Genomic DNA, 22,002 nt, shown 5'->3' with positions numbered 1-22,002 from the left:
ACAACCCTCATAATGTACTTAATGTTTCTTCATCAGCCTGTTTTTCTGCTTCTATGCAGGGGATAACCTGACTCATGAAGTGCCTATTGACTGGATTTCCTACGCCACCATCCATATCGTGTTTTAATCCAAGTGCAGCAGGCAGAGCAACTATGATCATCCCTAAAGTTGAACCAATAGCAGCTCCTACAACACCTCCCAGTAATGCCCCTACACCACCTAAAGTAGCGACCAGCGCGCCTCCCCACAAGCCAGGCTCTTGAGCCGACGTTAAAACCTCACCTTTAACGCGATAAGCGTTTATGTTTTCATTTTCAACGGTGCGATCTATTACGCTACCACCATATTTATTAACAGTATTTTTGTTTAATCCTGCCGCATTGAATGTCCAGCCTGGTTTTCCGCTTCCCCTAGAGCAAGCTGAAGCCATGCCTCCTCCAAGTGAATGCCCAACGCAGTCAATCTTAGCCGTGGTGTTTTCCAACTGAGACGCAATTTCCACTGACTGCTTATAGTATGGGGTGGGAAGATTTAATGCTTGCTGCGCATTGGCTGCCCAGTCAGGTCCAGACTGAGTACCCCGAAAAACCACTGAAGCAGACATATCATCTCCAAATACTTCTTTATCTGGAGCATAGACTTTAGCTTTGAATTGCGGTGCACCGGGCGCATTTAAGTCACGCGGTGACAAACCATATTTGGTTAGAGCTTCAGGATCATTACTAATATCACTCCAGCCTTCAGGTATTTCTGGCATAGGCTTAGTGGGATCACGTGGTTCATAAACATAGTCGGCAAGTCTCGCTTTTTCCATCCCCGTATTATTCAGTTCCAGCCTTTCAGCGGCTGCCCGAACTTTTGGGTCACTGCTCTGCTTACCTTTTGCTATCAGCGCCTTGCGTCGCTCCCAGGTTTCTTTTTTGGTCAGATTACCGCCGCGCCCTCCCTTGGCCTTGCCGTTCATGGCAAAGATATCCTGTACGCGGTTGAGGGGAAAACCACCGATATAGGTATCCGGACTGTGCTCAATTGACCAGCAGTCACCCTCAACTGTACCGCTGACTACGCCCTTGTTACGCCCGGCCGCATCTCCAATAGTCGTCGGCACAAAGCTAATGTCATAGACGAATGCCGGGTGGCCATTGAAGCGTACGCTTTCCACCGTACTTTTCGAGGGTGCCAGTGTGGCAGTAACCGGATATGGCACTGGCGGCTGAATGCCGGGGGTGAAACACAAATCGGGTAGTAATCCCACCACCTTATACACACCATCCTTGCGTGCAGCGTAATTATCAGCCATGACCTGACTCCTGCGAGATGAGCCCTACCAGTGAAGGCGGCAGCGGGGTAAAACTATCGTCATTGGTATCCGCGATTTGTTGTTGTGCCTTCTGCACTATCGCCTTACGTTCCTTTGCGGTGATGAAGCGTAACTCTGTTACTGCTGCCTCAAGCAATTCAGAAAACACTGTGCGATAAGTACAGTGCACTTTGCGCTCGGGCAAATTAACCACCAGCGTGTCCAGCTGCAAATCGTAGCTTACTCCAGCCCCCAGTTGTGTGGTGACAAAGGCAAATAAGGTTTCAACCGGTACTGAAAAACTGATTTCCTGTCCGGGCTTATCCTGTTGTGAGATAAGATTTTTTAGCGTAACCGGAATATGTGACAGCGGCTTGGGTAATGGAAACTGCATCCACGGATGAGCGCCACACCAGTAATCAAAGCGAAAATCCTGCGGCAGAAAAGGATGACGCTGCTGCTTCCACGCCTCGTCATAAGTACCGGCAAAGCCAATACGCGGTTTCCAGCCACGACCATAAAAACCAAAACCGGCAGGCAAGGTTTCATCATCAATGTTTTTAATCGGCTGGGGCAGTAATTCAAACTGTGGCGCTGCGATACGCTGTAACTTAAGCTGTTTCTGCGCCCTGGCGGGTAGCCAGCCAACACCGACGCTATTAGTGGCGGATGCAATCTCGTCGCCATGATCTAAGCGGAACATTCCGCCCTGCGCATGCTCGTAACGTAATTCGAGAGCAGTGATCGCTTTAGCCTCGCTTAATTGCCAGCTAGTCACCATTTTGCGCCACTCGCGTGGGCCATACACGTTTAGTAAACGAGTAAAATCGCCAATACGCGCTCCGACGGTGAAATGACGCGCCGGCTTACCTTCCGGAGCGTGAGCACTACCGTTGATAATGACATCCAAACGCGGCTTAAAGGGTGCCAGATCGCTCTCGAATCGAACACTGCTTCTGCCCGGCTCATCGTAATATTCATCCTGTTCAACCAATTCACCCTGATCTTCGCATAACGTAAGTTGGCCGCTGTGAATATCCAGATCGTAACTGACGCGTGTTACCAGCACACTAAATCCATGATCGTGCTGGTCTATCGACTCAAAAAGCTGTGCCGGGAAAGCACTATAGTTGACAAAATTTTCCATAGTTAGTTGATATCTATCTGCGTTCCGTCAATGTCTATCACCTTCTCACCAACCAGCTTAATTTTGTTTGCACTGATGGTAATGGTGCCGTTCTGTTCGAGCACGATCATCGATTCGCCACAAACCAGGGTAATCTTGTCTTCCGCACTAAACTCCGCCGATGTTCCTGCTGAAAGGCCAATGTCCCGCCCGGTATTAAGTGAATATTTCATGCCAACGTTGTGCATTTGCATCGCACCCACGTTAGTCATCCAGCCGGCCCCTACATTGAGTACATAAGCAGCACCAATATTGGTATTCTGCGCCAGCCCGACATTTAACATCGAGGCTAATGCGACCGTTTCAGTTTTCGTCTGATCGACTTTCAGCGTTTGGTTGCCATTGATGGTCACTGACTGATTCTGACCAATACGCACATTTTCATTCTGATCAACCGTTTCAGTGCGGTTACTGTGCACAGTGATGGTTTCATTGCCGTCCACTGTTTCCGTACGGTTTTGGTGAATGGTAATGGTTTCGTTCTGATCGACGGTTTCAGTGCGGTTCTTTTTAACCTCAGTGGTTTCGTTGCCGCCGATGGTTTTAGTGCGATTACTACCAACCGAGTGGGTTTCATCATTTTCCACCTCGGTGTCCATATTTTTCTCAGCATGCAGCCACACCTGCTCCTCGCCCGCCTTATCCTCGAAGCGCAGCGCGTTTGCCGTGTCCGCCGTGCCGTCCTTCGAACGGCTCAAAAACCCCATCTGCGTCGCCGCCGCCGGCAGCGCCCACGGCGGCATGCTCGCCTCGTTGTACACGCGACCGATGATCAGCGGCCGGTCCGGGTCACCGTTGATGAAGTCAACCACCACTTCGTCGTTCACCCGCGGGATCTGCACCCCGCCGAACCCCTGGCCCGCCCACGCGCTCGACACCCGCACCCAGCACGAGCTCGTGTCGTCCCCCTTCGCCAGGCGGTCCCAGTGGAACTTCACCTTCACCCGGCCGTAGCGGTCCGTCCAGATTGACTCCCCCGCCGGGCCTACCACCTTCGCCGTCTGCGGCCCGTGCGTCTTCGGCCACGCCGTCGCCGGCTCCGCGCGGTACGTCACCGACGACGGAAGCACCGTGAACGCGATGTTGTGCCGCGCTCCGCCGCCGCCGCTCGCGTACCCGTTCTCCTCGAAGTCGTACCGCGCCGACGTCACCAGGTACTCTCCGTTGTCGCTGAAGTGCGGCGCGTTCACGATGCCGAACCGGTACCCCGGCGCGATGCCCGTCGCCGTCCCCGTTCCGCTCACGCTGTGGTGCGCCACCTGCCACACCTCCTGGCGGATGCGCGTGTAAAACTCCCCGTGGCTGTGGTCGACAAAATGGCCCGGCCAGTCGTACACGTCCACCGCCCCCGGCACCGGCGACACCGGGTTCTGCCGCGCCTGCAGCATCCACGCGTTCGGCTTGCGGAAGTCGTAGTCGTCCGTGCTGTACATCCCCGGCGTCACGCTCTCGCACAGCGACCACTGGCTGATGCCCTCCTCCGTCACGCTCCCCCCCGACGCCGTCACGTGATACGGTATCGTCTCATAGCCCGCGAACGCCTCGTGCTGGTCCGCCCCGTCGCACAGCACCATCACGTGGCGCTCCGCCTCGTGGCGGAACCAGTAGTAAATCCCCTCCAGCTCCATCAGCCGGCTGATGAAGTCGAAGCTGCTCTCCTGGTACTGCACGCAGTACTCCCACACACGGTAGCTGCTGCCCAGCCGCGTCTCCACGTTCACCCCGTTCTCCTGCAGCAGCGTCTGCACTATCTGCGGCACCGTCTGACCCTGGAATATCCGCAGGTTGCGGTCCCGGCGCATCGGCCACAGGTCCGGCTCCACCCGCAGCTGGTACACCGCGTAGCGCGTCCCGCTCAGCTCCTCGCTGCGCACCGCCACCCGCGTGATTTTCCCGTTGAGGTAGCGCGGCGACAGCAGGCTCTGCGTCGGCAGCGTGAACGTGACCGGCTGCCCCAGCAGCGCGTGCCGGTCAATGCGCGCGTCCGTGGCCAGCAGCTCGGCGTTCAGCTCAAACGACTGCGACAGCGCCTCGGCGCCGGTGAGTTTCCAGAACAGCAGGCCGTCCATCGGCAGCTGCGCGGTGATGCGTGAGAACATAAGCAGATTCCGTAACTTATTTAAATGATTGAGTCATCGGGGGAGGTTAAACGCCATAGCGTGAAATGCAGCATATAAGCATTACGCTAAAAATTAACACCCGGTCTTGTAGTGCTTTTTTCTTATTTCATATTCGGGAACTGTCCGATGAGCCGGGTATTGACCGCGACCGGGCAATGTTCCGCTGGATTGAATCTTTTTGGCAGCACAACCCGGTAATGCAGCATTTTTTCTCTGACCGAAGCATAAAGGCATTTTCAGAAGTGCTGCCCGATCTCTTCTTTAGAAAAAACCAGCGCAAGAGGAAAAGCAGAGTCTATATCGATAATCATAATCGGTTCCCCTTCTTAATTTAGTTTGCCAGCCAAATACCGTAAAAAATCACTATAGCTCCAAGAGAAAGAATGACCTTTGAAAAAATGAACAGCCCTGGCGTCAGTTTATTGATAGCCGGTGAAAACCTTATGTAATTTTCAGCATTATATTTCTTGTGAAAATTCATAATTGCGCCAAAAATATTGCACAACGCAACAAGCATAAACCTCATCCCCCATATAAAAACCAAAGACACACCTAACGCTTCCATTAAATCCCCTGCGGCGTCCCTGGTAAAACCTGGGATTATCGCTGCCAGTCCTTTAAGCACAAACCCGATAGCGATAATGGCGATAAAGATCCCAATAAAAGCTTTCCCTATGCCAGCCAGTGTTTTTCCTCCATAGGAAACCTTACTACTCCAGATAAAATATATCGTCACCAATAAGAAAAATAAAAACGCTGCGATCCCCATACTGCTGCCACCACTTTTATTATCACCAACCAAAACCATTTTCCAGTCACTAATCTTTCAGCTCACAATTTATTTGAGCGGCAATATAATTTCACTGAGCAGATGCCTGGCACATTTTGAACCCGCAGCTTAAAATTATTTTGAAACCATAAGGCCAGAGTTACGAATATCACTTCTGGCGCTTCGACTACTTATAGCATCGGTAAAAAAATTCTTGAGAGAGACACTGATAATTAAAAATACCCAAAGTATCCAAGGTCCACCACCGTCGAAAATATACTACCGTATCATACAAGAGACAGATGAGAATCAATCTAATTTTCATTATTAAAATATATAATTACCACCCTAAGGACAATGCATCTAAAAATGAAGTTAAGATGTTTGTCATCAAGCATTTTCACATCCCATGAGAAACAATTTCTCTGCCATCAACTCTAACTTTTTTCGTTGTGCTAACTTATCAAGCCATTCATGAGGGATCTCAGAATAACCATATAAAGCTCCTGCTATTTGCCCTGCTGTAGCAGCAACACTATCAGCATCGTCTGCTAAATTCGCGGCCAGGAGAATAGCGTCGCGAAAATTATTAGTATTCCACACAGCCCACATAGCTGCCTCAAGCGTGTCTATAACATATCCGCTTGAACGAATTTGTTCTCGCTGCTTACTTTTGTACTCACCGGCATTTATTATCAGCACCCTTGAAACTAATGGCATAAGATGCGGGGAAAAAACAGCATCTTTACTGCATCCATTGATCAACATATGAAGAAGGTAGCCATGAAAATTACATGCCGATAATGATTCTGCAGCTGCATGCGTCGCCATACTTTGCGCTTTGGTAGCGAAATAGATATCCTGCAATGAGCGCCAATTAAGAATGACTGCTGGCGCTTGCCTGATTAATCCCGCATTACCTGCAGTATTTTTCGCCGTATTTCCAAACCAGCTCCCACCTTTCTCCATATATTGCTCCAGGGCATAGCGCGTCGCATTACCAATGTCAAAGCAATAGCCGTTAACGCTATTAACACCATGTTTATACCAGTCAACCATCTTATCGCGGAATAAATTAATATCAACGCGCCCCGATTCAATACAGGCTTCTGCCAAACAAATAGCCATTGATGTATCATCCGTCCATTCACCAGGCTTTAATTTAAAAGGGCCTCCGCCTACCATATCTTCTACATAGGCGCTATCTCTAATTTTAAACTCTAACGTCGTACCCACAGCATCGCCAACAGCTAATCCCAGAAAAGCTCCTTTTGCCCGGTCCAATGCATCAACATCTGTATTTAACTGAGGGTAGCTTTCATACCAATCAGGTTGATTTAGCGCATCCTGCCCTTCTGGAGAACGAGATGCCTGTCTTTTACTTACAGGCAAAAGGTGATGATATCTTTCGGCGTACTGATTAATAACATCATCAGATCCATGTAAGTCAATCATCATAGTTCCTTATAAATAAACTAAAACTGCCTTACCACAACTATTAACTTTATCAATAGATTTAAAATAAGCATTAAATGGCTATAAGACTTCAGCTTCATCAGAATATTTTGCATGAAGTTTCTTTTTTTGCAGGTTTATGCATTAATATAAAACAGAATTATTTAAATTTAAATAAAATTAAAATCCTTTTTGCTTATTTCATTCCCTCTAAAAAGATAATAACTCTCCCTTATCTTACTTGAAAGATGTTTAAGTTCTTCAACATTAGTGGCATTGACACTAATAAATTCAGTTACAATAAAATATCTCTCAATATCTATCTTAAAATCCCCCTCACTGAAAATAACTTTCATAACATAATATAAATCATCACATTTATACAGCGTGAAATCCCATGAGTTTACTGCTACTATTAATTTCACAATGCACAATCACACAATTAAACTTTTGCCTATGACATTAACCCGCCTGACTTCTTTATCTATGTAAGAGTTGTAGTTTTTCTTTACATCACCAGCCAAAGAAATCATTTCATTGAAGTTTCTCTCTTTAATTAAATCATCGATACCCATCAAAAAACCCTTACTTACATCAAGATGAGAATTTTCATAAAAATTAGAGGTCAATACTTTCAATATAAAACCATCATTAGCTTCGACAATTGCATAGTCACCTTTTTCTCATAAATCAAAACACCCTTTATCATCAATCTCTCCAGTTTTGAAATCATAAACTTCGTAATGAATGCCTTTTCCGCACCTTTAGTAGACACTACTGCCTCCCAATCACCATTTAGTGGTTTGCCACCCGGAAGCCATATGGGGCCAGTGTCCCTGGCACCCCACTCGTTGCCATCAGGAATTTTTAACTATTTCCCCCCCAAGTTTAAAAATCACTCCTGACCAAGTCACCACTTTACGACTGATAAAGAAAATATTTACATAACGCTGGAAGAAGCACACAGCGATATTTTTGATCATAACGATTTTTTATAACAGTAAGCGTAAACATGATTTGAGCGGGAAGATACTACTGACAGAATATTAAAAACGATATTACCAACGACTCAAAAGTATCTTGATTATCCAAGGCGATTCAACGATTACTAGCATAGCCACCACTGTTCCCAGCGCTTAGGCATCTCAAGCAATAACTAACGAAGCTAAACGTCTAAGCATTAGGACCAAATCACATTATTGGATAATTAATTGAACTGGAGATTGCGCTTAGCTTTAGCAAAGGGACGCTCTAAATTAAACCGCATTTGTGCGCCTCCTGATTTAAAATAAACGGTCACTCCATCCCACACACTAACATATATTTAATTATCGTATACTCCCCTCTAACCTTTAAGGTATCTTTTTTTCCTTTTCTCATATTCGGGATCGACCTGATGAGGAAGGATAACTTTAAGCCCTGCACCAATTTGTGAGGCAATATAATTTGCATTTGAAAGATGCTTCGCAAGTTCTGGATCTGTTGTATCAAATTCTTTTGACGCTAGACTACCTAAAGTCATACTATGTATGGGGCTTTTATCTTTCTCTTGGCCAGTTAAAATTTTTTTAATATAAATAAGTTGTTCCAAAGCAATTTGAAACAGTATGAAGTCTGGCTTTTCCGCAGCTCTTTTATTAGTTGCCTCTATAGCATTATTGATATAATCCAGAGCGGTATATTCATTTTTTTCCATTTTCACCTCAACGCGCTTTTTTCATTCGAGAGCAACTGTATTGCTCCACCTTCTGTTTGGTATGGTTTGTTCTTAACCGACCATGTATCAAGTGCAGGCAGTGACGTACTCCGCAACATCTCGACCTTATGCTGTATAGTATAAGGCTTAACTACCTTATCAACCACATTTTCAGTTCCATAGATAGTACCCTTTGGATTGATACCAAGCCTGGTAGGCTTAACATCTTCACTTAATGCATACCAATTTCCCTGACGCCCACCAGGCACTTGATTTTGATATAGAACTTTATTTCTGTTGAATGTTTCGATACTTACTCTTTGCGAATAATCAATTCCATTATCAAAATCTTTAATTTGCTGGGGATCGAAGCCTTTGGACTCTAACCAATCCCGAGCTATTTCTTTATTACCCCGAATCGTAATATCTTTATTTAAATCTCCAGTGCGTCCAAATTTTTCATTCAATTCTGCACGCCGTGGAGATATTTCTACATGGGCAGCAGTTGTTTCGATTGGCTGTGGTAGTTCGCCTGCCCGCCAGCCATCAAACTTCATCCCGCCTTTGCCGCCAGCAGCGCCGCCAATGAAGCTCCCTGCCAGCATAGACCATTTTTGCCCATCCGATCCTTCACCGAAGAGCCTGCCACCAATCCAGCTGCCGCCATAGCCACCGCCGATCCCGCCGGCTAATCCAAGTAATGCTATGGCTGGCGAAGCTAAAACTGCAACGGCAGCCGTTCCAACTCCCATCATGATCCAGTTAACCCAGCCAGGAATTTCCGGATTAATGTCATCGGTCTGGTACTTCCCTCCGCCGATAAAAACGTTGGCAGATCCGCTGGCTATCTCGGCGCTACAGGTTAGACGGTCACCGATGCGTGCGGCTGGGTAATTATTGATAAAGACCTTATCTGAACCTTCTGCGACCAATTGCAGCGAACCACTGTGTTCATCACAGGTCCCTTTGGATAAATGGGCACGTATCGCTGCTCTGCTGTTGATAAAAACGTTAGGAGAGCCAGACATGAGCTTACCGGTGTTATGTCGTGGTGCCCAGGACATACTACCCAGTACTTCGCCTATCCCACCTGCTGCACAAGCTCCTGCCGCCGCAGCGGATACCGCGATCAACGCCGCACCGCCAGTAACAACCACAGCCGCAGCTCCAAGTATCGCTCCGCCGATAAGACCGGCTATCATCCATCCTTCAGAAGCTGTATGCGCTACGTCGTCCTGCTCTCTGGCCGCATTGAATTCCGCCATGATTTATTCATCCCTGTGCCTCTGAAGAAAAGCAAGAATTTGCTTCTCACCACTTAATTCTTCTGGTCCCTCAATCGCTTTAGCGATCCCAATCATTTGAGTTAAAGATGAGAGATTTTTGCCCACGGAAGTCCAGAGCGCATAACGGAGAGGTTCTTCATTATTTAACGCGGCGATATGGAGAGGATTTCCTGCTTTATCATAGAATAAATAACTACCATTCAATGCCCTCTTTAAATCAACGTGTTGATAAAGTGCATTGACGCCCTCATGTGCGGTGAGTATTTTCGTATCATTGTCGAGAGAGAAAAATATATCGGAAGAGTCAGAGGCAACGGGAGCGGACCCAACCTCACTATTCCGTGAATTAAACTTAATGCTATCTATAATTGCCCGATACTGCTTTTGATAATATTCACTGAAATGTCCCGGACAAGTCCCTATATAACAGACAATTTTCTTCCCGCCAGGTTCATCATCAAGCAGGAGAATGGTTTGCTTTTGCCATATTTGTACACCACCATTCTCAAAATGATAAAAAGCTTCAACCGCTGGTAAACCATCAACCACGATAAGTTGTGATGTAACGCTATTGAATGCCTGAACGGTAGTGCTCATCTCCTGAATTACCCGGGCAGCAACTTTCTGCACAGTATCATCATGCAAGGCGGATGCCCGAGATACTACAAATGTAAATTCGCTGGCGTTATTTTCACTCAGCGTAAACAGGTTCATGGTTCTATCTTTAAATACATCTGGTAATTCCAGGGATGCTTCCTGTAGAGTATAAATTGCCATACTTATCCCTTAATCACCCTCAGATGAAGAAAAATATTGATCAATTTCGTTCTTAATGACTTCTTTATGTCCGCTGCCGGGTGCCACGATAGCTGCAGAACCACCCGTTGGATTTAAGTGTAACTCTCCGCTTTTAGTGTTAATTTGGCCTTTGCTATCTACAGTGAGATTGAAATTTTTACCAATGAAATTAATCTCACCCTCTTTGGTTAATTCAATTGCGCTAAGACCGCATTCAATTCGCACGCTGTCGCCAGCAGCAATAATATAAGAGGCCAGAGCCCTTTCTGTACGATTGCCCTTCGTCAGTGTTTTGCTATCCCCCTGCGTGCCGATGCTATGATCGCCTTGTACACGCGTGTCATGGTTAGCACCTACGGTGATAATCTGGTTATTCACGACATTATGACTTTCATCATTCTTAACGTGTGTGTCCAGGTTACGCTGTGCCTGCAGCCACACCTGCTCCTCGCCCGCCTTGTCCTCGAAGCGCAGCGCGTTTGCCGTGTCCGCCGTGCCGTCCTTCGAACGGCTCAAAAAGCCCATCTGCGTCGCCGCCGCCGGCAGCGCCCACGGCGGCATGCTCGCCTCGTTGTACACGCGACCGATGATCAGCGGCCGGTCCGGGTCACCGTTGATGAAGTCCACCACCACCTCGTCGTTCACCCGCGGGATCTGCACGCCGCCGAAGCCCTGGCCCGCCCACGCGCTCGACACCCGCACCCAGCACGAGCTCGTGTCGTCGCCCTTCGCCAGGCGGTCCCAGTGGAACTTCACCTTCACCCGGCCGTAGCGGTCCGTCCAGATTGACTCTCCCGCCGGGCCCACCACCTTCGCCGTCTGCGGCCCGTGCGTCTTCGGCCACGCCGTCGCCGGCTCCGCCCGGTACGTCACCGACGACGGCAGCACCGTGAACGCGATGTTGTGCCGCGCACCGCCGCCGCCGCTCGCGTACCCGTTCTCCTCGAAGTCGTACCGCGCCGACGTCACCAGGTACTCCCCGTTGTCGCTGAAGTGCGGCGCGTTCACGATGCCGAACCGGTACCCCGGCGCGATGCCCGTCGCCGTCCCCGTTCCGCTCACGCTGTGGTGCGCAACCTGCCACACCTCCTGACGGATGCGCGTGTAAAACTCCCCGTGGCTGTGGTCGACAAAATGGCCCGGCCAGTCGTACACGTCCACCGCCCCCGGCACCGGCGACACCGGGTTCTGCCGCGCCTGCAGCATCCACGCGTTCGGCTTGCGGAAGTCGTAGTCGTCCGTGCTGTACATTCCCGGCGTCACGCTCTCGCACAGCGACCACTGGCTGATGCCCTCCTCCGTCACGCTCCCGCCCGACGCCGTCACGTGGTACGGTATCGTCTCGTAGCCCGCGAACGCCTCGTGCTGGTCCGCCCCGTCGCACAGCACCATCACGTGACGCTCCGCCTCGTGGCGGAACCAGTAGTAAATCCCCTCCAGCTCCATCAGCCGGCTGATGAAGTCGAAGCTGCTCTCCTGGTACTGCACGCAGTACTCCCACACCCGGTAGCTGCTGCCCAGCCGCGTCTCCACGTTTACCCCGTTCTCCTGCAGCAGCGTCTGCACTATCTGCGGCACCGTCTGTCCCTGGAATATCCGCAGGTTGCGGTCCCGTCGCATCGGCCACAGGTCCGGCTCCACCCGCAGCTGGTACACCGCGTAGCGCGTTCCGCTCAGCTCCTCGCTGCGCACCGCCACCCGCGTGATTTTGCCGTTGAGATAGCGCGGCGACAGCAGGCTCTGCGTCGGCAGCGTGAACGTGACCGGCTGCCCCAGCAGCGCGTGACGGTCAATGCGCGCATCGGTGGCCAGCAGCTCGGCGTTCAGCTCAAACGACTGCGACAGCGCCTCGGCGCCGGTGAGTTTCCAGAACAGCAGGCCGTCCATCGGCAGCTGTGCGGTGATGCGTGAGAACATAATAAATCCCTGATGATTAACTGTGTGGATCGAGCAACCAGACGCCTTCTTCGCTGATGGTCAGCGTTTGCTCGCGCGTGCCGCCCTGGCCGCTGATGGCAAAGGTATAATTGCCTGGCGCCAGCTGCAGCGCGGCAAAACCGTTGGCGGCAGGCACCAGCGCCTGCGGTTTGCCATTCACCTGGACGCGTTCGCCCTGCTGCAGCTTGATGTAAACCTGCGCGACCGGCTCCGGCGGCGGAGCAGGTTGCGGCTCCGCTTCGCGCGGTTTTTCCGGCGTTACCGCTGCCGTTGCGGCTGGCGCTGACGGCGCTGACGTTGAAACTGCCGGATCAGCAGCTGGCGCGCTGTTTTGCACCGTCTCTGCCGGCGCCGCAGGCTCATCGCCCCCGGACATCAGCAGCCCCACGCACAATCCCACCAGCACGCCCGCGGCCACCAGTCCCGGCAGCGCAAAGCGATGGCGCAGCAGCGATTTCACCGGCGAAAGCGTTTCGGCTTCGTTCGCCTCTTCCACCGGCACCAGCATGGTGCCCGGTCCACTGATTTTGGCGCTCAGCAGCGGTTCCGGTTCGCGCTCTGGCAGCGCCATCAGCCCGGCAAAGGCATCAATATCCTGCGGCCGATCTTCCGGTTTGAGCGCCAGCGCGCTGTCTACCGCCGTCAGCAATGCCTGGGAGTAGCCCGGCAGGCGGCGCGCGGCCAGCGGCTGGTAGTTATCTTCAATGCTGCGCACCACGCTCACCGGCGGTGGCGCCCCGGTGATCAGCGTATGCAGCACCGCGCCCAGCGCGTAAATATCCGTCCACGCGCCCTGTTCGCTTTCGTCGTTATCGCTGTATTGCTCAATGGGCGCATAGCCCGGACGCAGCATGGTTTCGCTCTCATCCGACAGGTTACCAATGGTTTTACGCGCAGAGCCAAAATCCAGCAGCACCGGCTCACCGCTGCTCTGAATCTGGATGTTATCCAGTGAGATATCACGGTGCAGGTAACCGGCGTCGTGGATGGTTTTGATCGCACCCAGCAGCGGCGGCAGCAGGCGGCGAATCCAGGCTTCATCCACCAGCTGCGGATTGCGCTCGCGCAGGTTCGATAAGGTGGTGCCGCTGTAAAACACCGTGCCCATGTAAGCGGTGTCGTTCTGCACCCAGAAACGCAGCACGTGCAACAGATTTGGATGGTTGAAGCGGGCCAGCAGGCGCGCCTCCTGAATAAAGCTGTTCAGCCCGGCATGAAAGGTTTTGCTGAAGCGTTCGCTGCGCAGCACCAGATTCAGATCATCGCTGCGCACCGCCAGCGAAGCCGGCATAAACTCTTTGATGGCGATATCACGCTCCAGCTGATGATCCCAGGCACGATAAACAATGCCAAAGCCGCCACCACCGATCACTTCTTTAATTTCAAACTCATTGAAACGGTAACCCACCGGCAGAGCGTTGGGTACGTTGAGGGGATTATCGTGTTCCGACATTTTCGAAAACTCTCTGATCACTAACGGCTTTAGACATCGAACTGGCAAACAAACTCGCCCTGCTCACAGCGTACCTGCACGCGACGATAGCGTTCATCGCGGGCGTGGGCGCTGAGCAGCATCTGGCTCATCTGCGGCAACAGGGTATTGGTAAGGATGGCGTCGACCATGCGGCCACCGGACTCCACTTCCGTGCAGCGCTGCACGATCTGGCTGATGACCGAATCGTCAATCTGCGCGCTGATGCCGTGGTTGTCGGCGAGGCGCTGAACAATACGGCCCAGCTGCAGCCGGACGATTTCCGCCAGCATCGCGTCGCTCAGCGGGTAATACGGCACCACCAGCAGGCGACCCAGCAGCGCTGGCGGGAAGACCTCCAGCAGCGGTTTACGCAGCGCGGTGCTCAGCGCTTCCGGATCCGGCATCAGCTCCGGATCGGCGCACATCGCGCTGATCAGCTGCGTACCGACGTTGGAGGTCAGAATAATGATGGTGTTACGGAAGTCGATATGGCGCCCTTCACCATCCTCCATCCAGCCTTTATCGAACACCTGGAAGAACAGTTCGTGCACATCCGGATGCGCCTTCTCAATCTCATCCAGCAGCACCACGCTGTAGGGACGACGCCGCACCGCTTCGGTCAGCACGCCGCCTTCGCCATAGCCCACGTAGCCCGGCGGTGCGCCTTTCAGGGTGGAAACGGTGTGGGCTTCCTGAAACTCGCTCATGTTGATGGTGATGATGTTCTGCTCGCCGCCGTACAGCGACTCGGCCAGCGCCAGCGCGGTTTCGGTTTTGCCGACGCCGGAGGGACCGCACAGCATAAAGACGCCGACCGGTTTGTTCGGATTGTCGAGGCGCGCGCGTGAGGTGCGCACGCGTTTGGCGATCAGATCGAGACCGTGACGCTGGCCAATCACGCGCTGGTTGAGCGTATCGGCGAGATTGAGCACCGCGTCGATTTCGTTTTTCACCATGCGCCCCAGCGGAATCCCGGTCCAGTCTGCGACCACGGCGGCCACCACGCTGGCATCCACGGCGGCAAACAGCAGCGGCGCTTCGCCCTGCAGCTGTTGCAGCTGCTGTTGCGTCGCGTCCAGCTCATCGCGCAGCGCGGCTTCGCCCTCCGTCACGCAGCGCGCCCGCAGCGCAATCAGCTGATCGACCAGTTCACGCTCCTGCTGCCAGCGCTGCTGCAGCGCATCGCGCTCGGTTTCCAGCGTTGCGCGCTGGGCGGCAACCGCCTGCGAACGCGCCGCATCGCCCAGCCCGACTTTGCTTTCGCGCGCAATGATCTCCGCTTCAATCTCCAGCGCGGCCAGACGATGCAGGCAATCTTCCAGTGCCGCAGGCTGTGCGCCCTGGCTCACCGCCACGCGTGCGCAGGCGGTGTCCAGCAGCGCCACCGCTTTGTCCGGCAGCTGGCGCGCCGGAATGTAACGGTGCGACAGCTTCACCGCCGCGCTGACCGCCTCATCCAGCAGCAGTACCTGATGATGCTTCTCCAGCGCGCTGACGGTGCTGCGCAGCATCAGAATCGCTTTGGCTTCATCCGGCTCCTGCACCTGCACGGTCTGGAAACGACGCGTCAGCGCCGGATCTTTCTCAATGTACTTTTTGTATTCGGCCCAGGTGGTGGCACCGATGGTGCGCAGCTGGCCGCGCGCCAGCGCCGGTTTCAGCAGGTTGGCGGCATCGCCGGTGCCCTGCTGGCCGCCGGCACCGACCAGCGTGTGGATTTCGTCGACGAACAGCACAATCGGCGTCGGGCTGGACTGCACTTCATTAATCAGCGCCTGCAGGCGCGCTTCAAATTCGCCTTTCATGCCGGCACCGGCCTGCAGCATGCCGATATCCAGCAGCCACAGCTGCACATCCCGCAGCGGAGCCGGTACGTCGCCTGCGGCAATACGCAGCGCCAGGCCTTCGACCACCGCGGTTTTGCCAACGCCCGCTTCGCCGGTCAGCAGCGGGTTGTTCTGCCGGCGACGCATCAGAATATCCACCATCTGGCGGATCTCTTCATCACGGCCGGTGACCGGATCGATGCGTCCTTCGCGTGCACGCGCGGTGAGATCCTGCGCGTACTGCGCCAGCGTGCTGGTGCTGGCTGCCGGTGCGGCACTCTCCGCGCCCGGCTGTGCCACCAGCGCCTGCTGTGCTTCTTTACTGCTGGCGAGCAGCGTGTCGAACTGCTCCAGCAGCGCATCAGCATTGATACGGCCAAACTGGCCGGAGATGCCTTTCAGCACGCTGGCGAGGTTGAAGGTTTTGAGCATGCCAATCAGCAGATGGCCGCCGCGAATGCGCGTCGCACCGTACTTCAGCGAGGCGTAGACCCAGGCGCGCTCGACGGCACTGTCGATGTGTTCGGCGAGATCGGAAACCGCGCTCGCACCGCGCGGCAGGCGGTCGAGCGCCGCGACGATATCCCGCGTCAGCGCGTTTTCATCCAGTGAAAAATGGCTGATCACCCGCTGTAAGTCGCCATCCTGCTGCTGCATCAGCTGGTGCAGCCAGTGCACCAGCTCAACATAAGGATTGCCGCGCAGTTTACAAAAGGCGGTGGCGCTTTCCAGCGAGGTAAATAACAGCGTATCCAGTTTGCCGAATAACACGGCACGGCTGATTTCTGACATATCGGGTCTCTTTAATGAAAGAAGCAGGCTGTGTAACAGGGAAAAGCGATTGGGCTAGCTTGCGGCTGCCTCAACCTCAAACATGAAATCTTCGCGATCCTGCGGCTGTGGCGCGTGTCCCAGCCAGCTGGTGTAGCCCAGCCGGGCATTGCCTCCCAGCGTGACGCTTTGCACCTCTTCCGCCGCCAGGATCAGGCTGAGGTCCCACTGCATCTCGATGCCGAGATAGTGACGCACCCAGTCGCGCACTTCGCGCGCGCCCGGCGCATCCGGCAGAAAGTGGGCATACTGCTGCGCGCTCAGCGGACCGAGCCGCAGGCGAAAACGGTGCTGCACATCGCGCACCGCCACACCGAGGAACGCCGATTCGCCCAGCCGCGGCATCTGGCGTCCGGCTCCCAGCCGCGCCTGATCGCGCGCGTCCAGCGTCAGCCACTGCGGCACGTTCTGTGCCAGCTGCACCGGTACGCCAAAGTAGTGACGCAGAATGCGTACCAGCCCTTCGGCATCGTGACCGTGGCGGCTGAGGTGGCCGACCAGCATCAGCCGCGCATGCAGGCTAAGCGAACTGGCCTGCTGCTGCGCCGGTAAACCGATGCCGGCCAGACAGGCAAGGTAATCGACAAAGCGACTGTTATCGGCGCGATCCAGCGAGACGGCCGGCTGCGCATCGGCCCAGGCGCGATAAAACAGCAGCGTGGCGCGATGGTGAAAGATGTCGGCAAACGCCGCCAGGCTGTGATCCTGATGGTGCACGATGCGCTCGTGCACATATTCCGTCAGATGGGTCGGCAGCGGACCGTTGGGGCCAAACAGGCCAAAGCTGTAAATCGCCACGTCATGGCGCGCGTCCTCTGCGCGCGGCTGCACGCTGGCCAGCGTTGCCGGGGCAAACGCCAGCGACGGTTGCTGACCAATGCGCAGCGCTTCGAACTTCGGCAGCGGCGCGCGTCCCAGCGGATAGCGCTGGCCGCCCTGCGCATCCAGCCGGCGCAGCAGCTGAAACAGATCGTAGCGCCACGGTGCCGCCATCACTGCCTGCCAGAAATCGTCCGGCAGCCGCTGGGCGCGCTGCAGCGGAATGATCTGCGCCTCGCTCATAGCAGCGCCTTCCTGCCCATGCGCGGCGGCCAGTAGCCCACCTCGCCGCGCTGCTGGCTGTTGAGGGTGAATTCGGTAAAGCTATTCAGCGCCACCAGCCGGCTGCACACGCGTTCCAGCACGCTGCCGAGCAGCCACGGGCTGGCACCGGAAAACGCCTGTTCGTCGACCTCCAGCGTGATGCTGACGCCGCGCGCAAACACCACCGGGCCCGGTTCCGGCACCCGGCGATTGACCGCGCTAAGCTGGCAGTGGCGAATACCGTCAATCTGGCGCGCCACCGCCGCTTCGGCGAGATTAGCGTACAGGCTCAGCAGCTGGCGCAGCGCGGCGGCGCCCTGACCGTCGCTGCTGTCCATCAGGCTCAGGTAGTTCATCTGCAGGTGGCTGATCAGACGCCACGCGGAGAGCCCTTCGGCCAGCGCCGGACGCGGCGGCGTCGGGCCTTTACACAATTTCAGCTGACCGACCGGGATCGAATCCGGCATGACGAAATTGCCCTGCTCCTGCTGCAACAGCATCAGCGGCAGGTCGCGGCTGGTGCAGAGCACGTCTGCCGACAGGTAGCGCATGTCGTCGCGCCACGGCGTGTGATGCTCATCCACCAGCGACAAAAACACTTCCGAGCCGATATAGCCGGTGCGCGTGCCGTAACGCTGCGCCTGCTCAGACAGCGTGCGCTGCTCGCGGCGCAGCGAGAAATAGGCACCGTAATCGCCGTCGTCGCCGCTGAAGGTGCTCCAGAACGGACGGAATATCTGCTCTTCGCGCTTGCCCTCAATGGTGGCGAACAACCGCTGCACCGAGTGCACTTCGTAGTCCAGCGGCCGGATGTTATCCACCACCAGATGATATTCGTGCTGGCTGTCGCTAACCTTCAGACGCTCAGCCGTTTTGGGAAACAGGTTGATCACCGGCGTGCAGTGCAGCGCCAGATGGCTGCTGTCCACCACGCTTTCCAGCGCGCTGTCGGCCTTATCCAGCAGGATGATAATGTCGAATTCCTGCGCGTTATCGCAGCGGCGCAGAAACGGTGCCAGCTGGCTCAGGCTGATGAACTGGAAGCGCGCCGGAAAGGCAAAATACTCCTGCAGCAGCCGGTAGCCGTCGAAGTTACGCAGATCGTCCGGCAGCAGCGCCTGCTCCGGCGCAAAGCCTTCCTGCTGTAGCGCCTCATCCGGCAGCACCTGACGCAGCGGCTTGTGTTCGACTGATTGCAGCACGATGCTGACGCGGTGCTGCATCAGCAGCTCCAGCAGTTTCTGTGCCTGAATGTCCGGGCCGCTGAGATACAGCATTAAATCGGCGACATTCAGCTGGCTGAGCGATGAGATGCCTTCGCAGGCGATACGCACGCGCAGCGCGCTGGCGGCACCGCGACCGCTGAGCTTCAGTTCGCCCAGCGGCAGATCGCCCGGCACGCCGCCGAGTGAAACGTCGCTGATGCGCAGCGGATGCAGCGTGACATCATGGGCCGTGGTGTAGCTGCAGGTTACGCCGCTTTTTTTCAGGTGCTGGCTCTCCATCATGGTGCCGCGCGGCACGTGGAAGCCATTGCTGATGTCGCCTTTGCGGCTGTCCGGCGTGAGCTGTGCAATCGCCATCGACGGCGTAGGTGACAGATAAGACGGCGCAATCATCTCCAGCAGCCGCTGCGAAAAGCGCGGGAATTCGGCGTCCATTTTGAGCTGCACGCGCGACGTGAGGAAAGCAAAGCCCTCCATCAGCCGCTCAACGTAAGGATCGGCGACTTCGATGCCGCGCATCCCCAGCCGCCCGGCGACTTTCGGATAGCGTGCAGCGAACTCCGCGCCCAGCTCACGCAGATAGGCCAGTTCGCGGTTGTAGTAGTCGAGCAGTTTGCTGTCCATGATTAACCTGCATCCAGTAGTTCAAAATGACCGCTTTCCAGATCAACCTGGGTGCGGAACAGAAACTCCAGCGGATAAGGCACGCACCACAGGCGGCCTTTTATTTCAATCGATAACACGTTGTGCAGGCTGAGCGACTTCAGATCGCTGACGCAGCGTACCTGCAGCCCCTGCGGCAGAATGCGCGGCTCGAAATGCAGAATGGCATCGGTCATTTTGCGCTGCATATCCTGCCATTCGATGTCGGAGATGTTCTGTCCGGCCAGCGGCGCCACGCCAAAATTCCACACCGAGCGCTGCACTTCACCAAAGGCGCTGAGATCCTGCTGGGCTTCGTTGTTGATGGTGTTGAACAGCCACTGCAGATCGCGCAGCACGTGGCGGCGCAGCGTGCTGTGGGAAATCAGCGTGGTGTTACTGGCTTCGCTCTGCTTGTCCGGCGCGTTGTCAGTCAGACGATCGAGTAACGAGGATTGCAGCTTGTCGCGCGCGGTTAGCGCATCGCGATTTTTACGCGCGCGGAAACCGCCATGCAGCTGGGCATAGCCGTCGTTATGCGAGCTGTTATCACGGCTCATCGCTGCCGCCTGGCTGGAACGTCAGCTGCTGCAGCGTCAGCAGCGGATACTCGCCGCTGTCGCTCAGCCACAGCTTCTGGCCGTGGCCGGTAAACTGGCTGTCATCGTGGCCCAGCGGCTGCCATTCCGTGACGCTGGCGCGCAGATAACGCTCATCCGCCCCCGGCAGCAACGGATAGCGCACCGGGATCTGGCAAATCTGCTCGCTGCCATCCACCAGCTGCACGCGCGTATGGCGCCAGACCAAATCGGTCACGCTGGCGGGTGCCTGAAATTCCATCTCGCGGATCGCGGCGAACGGAATCCAGTAATAGCGGCCGTTGGCGATGGCTTCGCACACCGGCCCGAAGCGGCTGTCGCCGTCCATCAGCCACGCGAAGTCTGCCGTCTGTTCCTGCTGCTGCAGCTGGCCCGGATTGGCTTCGGCCTGCGCCAGCGCGGCAGCACGTTGCTCAGCCCCCTGCGCGAAGTCACCGCGGATGTCGGCGGTCAGCGCAGCCAGCAGGCTTTCACACCACGCCCACGCGCTGCCTGGCAGCTGCGGCTGCGCCGCGCCGCGCAGTACCGCTTCACGCTGCTGCTCACCGGCAATGGCCTGCTGCAGTAAGGTGACGGTCGGCTGCGCCTGGGGCGTCAGCGCCAGCCACGATTGCAGCTGGGTTTGCGCGCGCGTCCAGTTGCCCGCCAGGCACAGCAGCTGCACAAACGCCGCGCGCAGGTCGGCACTGGCCGGGCTGGCCTGAATCTGGCGGGTGATATCGGCGAGGTTATCGGCCAGTGAGGCACTGGCCAGGCGCGATTGTAACGACTCCATGCAAGCTCCTTTTGCGTTAGTTGATGGTGCGGTAAACCGCGGCGGCGGGATCTTTCAGCTCCGGATGCAGCTGCTCTACCAGCTGGACTTTCAGCGGTGCGCTGGCGCTCAGCCACGGCGACCACACTTTGCGTACTTCCTGCAGCCGTGCGCGCAGTGCGCTCTCATCGGCGGCATCGCTGGCGGGCATCTGCACCACCACCTGATCCGGTGCCTGCCAGCCGTTGAACTGGCTGCTGAACGGCAGCACCAGCCAGCTGTCTGGCGACTTCTCGTTGCTCAGCACCATGCGTTCGCTGTTGACGGTAGTGATGCTGAGCTCGGCGCTCTGCTGTTTGTTATTCAGGCCGGCAATCGGGAAGCCCTGCAGGAACGTCACCACTACGCTTTTCGCCGCACCGTTGCCCATCTGCGTCAGGCTGCTGCGGCCGCTCAGCCAGCCATCCTGACCGCAGCTCAGCCCCTGTTTTGACGGCACGAACAGCGCGCTGGTCTGCGCCGGATGCTGCCACCAGGTGCGGAAGTGACAGCCGTCGAGCAGGCTGAACTGCAGCCACGGCGTGGTATCGGCCTGCGGCGAGTTGAGCACCGGCGCGGCAGGGGCAACCGCAGCGGTCTCAGGCTGCTGCACGGGCGCGGGCGGCGGCGTTACCACCGTTTGCCACTGCTGCGCTTTGGCCGCGCTGCCGCTGGCGATCGGGTTGCCGTCATCATCATTGAGCGCCCAGTTGAGCTGCTGCAGCGCTTTACACTGCGATGCCATCAGCCCGGCGACGCGCGGCAGAAAATCCTCCAGCGCCGCGACGTTTTTCGCGCCGTGGGTGACGATGCGCAGATCAACATTGCGCTTACACCAGCTCGCCAGCTGGTTATCTTTCACGTCATCAATCCAGACATCCAGTTTCTGTGCCGGGGACTGCACGATGCGATAGTTCTCAGCAAATGCGTGCGTGCTGAGCAGCAGCGCAGCCAGACCCAGTAATCCATGTTTCATGTTG

The 22,002-nt window shown here is 55.3% G+C and carries 17 protein-coding genes; all 17 read right to left on the bottom strand.

The genetic code is table 11. From position 1 onward, the window contains the following. Positions 1-7: 7 nt before the first annotated feature. Entirely contained in the window at positions 8-1,300 is a 1,293-nt protein-coding gene (locus tag AC6I79_RS03580; RefSeq protein WP_021506802.1) for a Tle-like phospholipase domain-containing protein, read from the bottom strand. Continuing rightward, on the bottom strand, positions 1,293-2,447 hold the full coding sequence (locus AC6I79_RS03575) for a DUF2169 family type VI secretion system accessory protein (RefSeq protein ID WP_282954869.1): 1,155 nt from the start codon (positions 2,445-2,447) through the stop codon (positions 1,293-1,295). The genes AC6I79_RS03580 and AC6I79_RS03575 overlap by 8 nt, the downstream gene beginning before the upstream one ends. Before the next feature lie 2 nt (positions 2,448-2,449). Beyond that, the gene (locus AC6I79_RS03570; RefSeq protein ID WP_021506800.1) at positions 2,450-4,585 is read right to left on the bottom strand and encodes a type VI secretion system Vgr family protein; all 2,136 of its coding nucleotides are present in this window, start codon (positions 4,583-4,585) and stop codon (positions 2,450-2,452) included. 352 nt (positions 4,586-4,937) lie between these two features. Beyond that, entirely contained in the window at positions 4,938-5,408 is a 471-nt protein-coding gene (locus AC6I79_RS03565; RefSeq protein ID WP_394521405.1) for a hypothetical protein, read from the bottom strand. Positions 5,409-5,765: 357 nt separating this feature from the next. Further along, the gene (tri1, locus tag AC6I79_RS03560; RefSeq protein ID WP_394521731.1) at positions 5,766-6,830 is read right to left on the bottom strand and encodes an ADP-ribosylarginine hydrolase Tri1; all 1,065 of its coding nucleotides are present in this window, start codon (positions 6,828-6,830) and stop codon (positions 5,766-5,768) included. A 434-nt stretch (positions 6,831-7,264) separates the two neighbouring features. Further along, positions 7,265-7,405 carry a hypothetical protein gene (locus tag AC6I79_RS03555; RefSeq protein ID WP_394521404.1) on the bottom strand — a complete coding sequence of 47 codons (141 nt, stop codon included), beginning with the start codon at positions 7,403-7,405 and terminating at the stop codon, positions 7,265-7,267. A gap of 770 nt (positions 7,406-8,175) precedes the next feature. After that, on the bottom strand, positions 8,176-8,526 hold the full coding sequence (locus AC6I79_RS03550) for an immunity protein Tsi6 family protein (protein ID WP_394521403.1): 351 nt from the start codon (positions 8,524-8,526) through the stop codon (positions 8,176-8,178). A gap of 2 nt (positions 8,527-8,528) precedes the next feature. Then, on the bottom strand, positions 8,529-9,791 hold the full coding sequence (locus tag AC6I79_RS03545; RefSeq protein ID WP_394521402.1) for a polymorphic toxin type 46 domain-containing protein: 1,263 nt from the start codon (positions 9,789-9,791) through the stop codon (positions 8,529-8,531). 3 nt (positions 9,792-9,794) lie between these two features. Continuing rightward, positions 9,795-10,589, bottom strand: a complete 795-nt coding sequence (locus tag AC6I79_RS03540; protein WP_058757152.1) for a DcrB-related protein — start codon at positions 10,587-10,589, stop codon at positions 9,795-9,797. A 9-nt stretch (positions 10,590-10,598) separates the two neighbouring features. Then, positions 10,599-12,527: a type VI secretion system Vgr family protein gene (locus AC6I79_RS03535; protein ID WP_498027575.1), complete on the bottom strand. Its 1,929-nt coding sequence runs from the start codon at positions 12,525-12,527 to the stop codon at positions 10,599-10,601. 16 nt (positions 12,528-12,543) lie between these two features. Next, a complete protein-coding gene (locus tag AC6I79_RS03530; RefSeq protein ID WP_498027574.1) occupies positions 12,544-14,001 on the bottom strand; it encodes a serine/threonine protein kinase in 1,458 nt (485 codons plus the stop codon). 29 nt (positions 14,002-14,030) lie between these two features. Further along, the gene (tssH, locus tag AC6I79_RS03525; protein ID WP_282996619.1) at positions 14,031-16,640 is read right to left on the bottom strand and encodes a type VI secretion system ATPase TssH; all 2,610 of its coding nucleotides are present in this window, start codon (positions 16,638-16,640) and stop codon (positions 14,031-14,033) included. 54 nt (positions 16,641-16,694) lie between these two features. Then, positions 16,695-17,741 (bottom strand): type VI secretion system baseplate subunit TssG, encoded by a 1,047-nt coding sequence (tssG, locus tag AC6I79_RS03520; RefSeq protein ID WP_058775983.1) that lies wholly within the window; start codon positions 17,739-17,741, stop codon positions 16,695-16,697. Then, positions 17,738-19,612 carry a type VI secretion system baseplate subunit TssF gene (gene tssF / locus AC6I79_RS03515; protein ID WP_498027573.1) on the bottom strand — a complete coding sequence of 625 codons (1,875 nt, stop codon included), beginning with the start codon at positions 19,610-19,612 and terminating at the stop codon, positions 17,738-17,740. The genes tssG and tssF overlap by 4 nt, the downstream gene beginning before the upstream one ends. A 2-nt stretch (positions 19,613-19,614) precedes the next feature. Beyond that, positions 19,615-20,190, bottom strand: coding sequence for a type VI secretion system baseplate subunit TssE (tssE, locus tag AC6I79_RS03510; RefSeq protein WP_021506795.1), 576 nt, complete (start codon positions 20,188-20,190; stop codon positions 19,615-19,617). Then, positions 20,180-21,004, bottom strand: a complete 825-nt coding sequence (locus AC6I79_RS03505) for a type VI secretion system accessory protein TagJ (protein ID WP_159377912.1) — start codon at positions 21,002-21,004, stop codon at positions 20,180-20,182. Before AC6I79_RS03505 ends, tssE begins: the two co-directional genes overlap by 11 nt. A gap of 16 nt (positions 21,005-21,020) precedes the next feature. Continuing rightward, on the bottom strand, positions 21,021-21,998 hold the full coding sequence (locus AC6I79_RS03500) for a hypothetical protein (RefSeq protein WP_058771450.1): 978 nt from the start codon (positions 21,996-21,998) through the stop codon (positions 21,021-21,023). Positions 21,999-22,002 lie beyond the last annotated feature (4 nt).

This window comes from gamma proteobacterium symbiont of Scutellera amethystina (assembly GCF_059730845.1).
This window is presented reverse-complemented; position numbering and strand designations above follow the sequence as displayed.

Excerpts from the sequence above, each read along its gene's own strand:
- AC6I79_RS03580 (WP_021506802.1), bottom strand. The coding sequence starts at position 1,300 with ATGGCTGATAATTACGCTGCACGCAAGGATGGTGTGTATAAGGTGGTG.
- AC6I79_RS03575 (WP_282954869.1), bottom strand. The coding sequence starts at position 2,447 with ATGGAAAATTTTGTCAACTATAGTGCTTTCCCGGCACAGCTTTTTGAG.
- AC6I79_RS03570 (WP_021506800.1), bottom strand. The coding sequence starts at position 4,585 with ATGTTCTCACGCATCACCGCGCAGCTGCCGATGGACGGCCTGCTGTTC.
- tri1 (WP_394521731.1), bottom strand. The coding sequence starts at position 6,830 with ATGATTGACTTACATGGATCTGATGATGTTATTAATCAGTACGCCGAA.
- AC6I79_RS03555 (WP_394521404.1), bottom strand. The coding sequence starts at position 7,405 with ATGGGTATCGATGATTTAATTAAAGAGAGAAACTTCAATGAAATGATT.
- AC6I79_RS03550 (WP_394521403.1), bottom strand. The coding sequence starts at position 8,526 with ATGGAAAAAAATGAATATACCGCTCTGGATTATATCAATAATGCTATA.
- AC6I79_RS03545 (WP_394521402.1), bottom strand. The coding sequence starts at position 9,791 with ATGGCGGAATTCAATGCGGCCAGAGAGCAGGACGACGTAGCGCATACA.
- AC6I79_RS03540 (WP_058757152.1), bottom strand. The coding sequence starts at position 10,589 with ATGGCAATTTATACTCTACAGGAAGCATCCCTGGAATTACCAGATGTA.
- AC6I79_RS03535 (WP_498027575.1), bottom strand. The coding sequence starts at position 12,527 with ATGTTCTCACGCATCACCGCACAGCTGCCGATGGACGGCCTGCTGTTC.
- AC6I79_RS03530 (WP_498027574.1), bottom strand. The coding sequence starts at position 14,001 with ATGTCGGAACACGATAATCCCCTCAACGTACCCAACGCTCTGCCGGTG.
- tssH (WP_282996619.1), bottom strand. The coding sequence starts at position 16,640 with ATGTCAGAAATCAGCCGTGCCGTGTTATTCGGCAAACTGGATACGCTG.
- tssG (WP_058775983.1), bottom strand. The coding sequence starts at position 17,741 with ATGAGCGAGGCGCAGATCATTCCGCTGCAGCGCGCCCAGCGGCTGCCG.
- tssF (WP_498027573.1), bottom strand. The coding sequence starts at position 19,612 with ATGGACAGCAAACTGCTCGACTACTACAACCGCGAACTGGCCTATCTG.
- tssE (WP_021506795.1), bottom strand. The coding sequence starts at position 20,190 with ATGAGCCGTGATAACAGCTCGCATAACGACGGCTATGCCCAGCTGCAT.
- AC6I79_RS03505 (WP_159377912.1), bottom strand. The coding sequence starts at position 21,004 with ATGGAGTCGTTACAATCGCGCCTGGCCAGTGCCTCACTGGCCGATAAC.
- AC6I79_RS03500 (WP_058771450.1), bottom strand. The coding sequence starts at position 21,998 with ATGAAACATGGATTACTGGGTCTGGCTGCGCTGCTGCTCAGCACGCAC.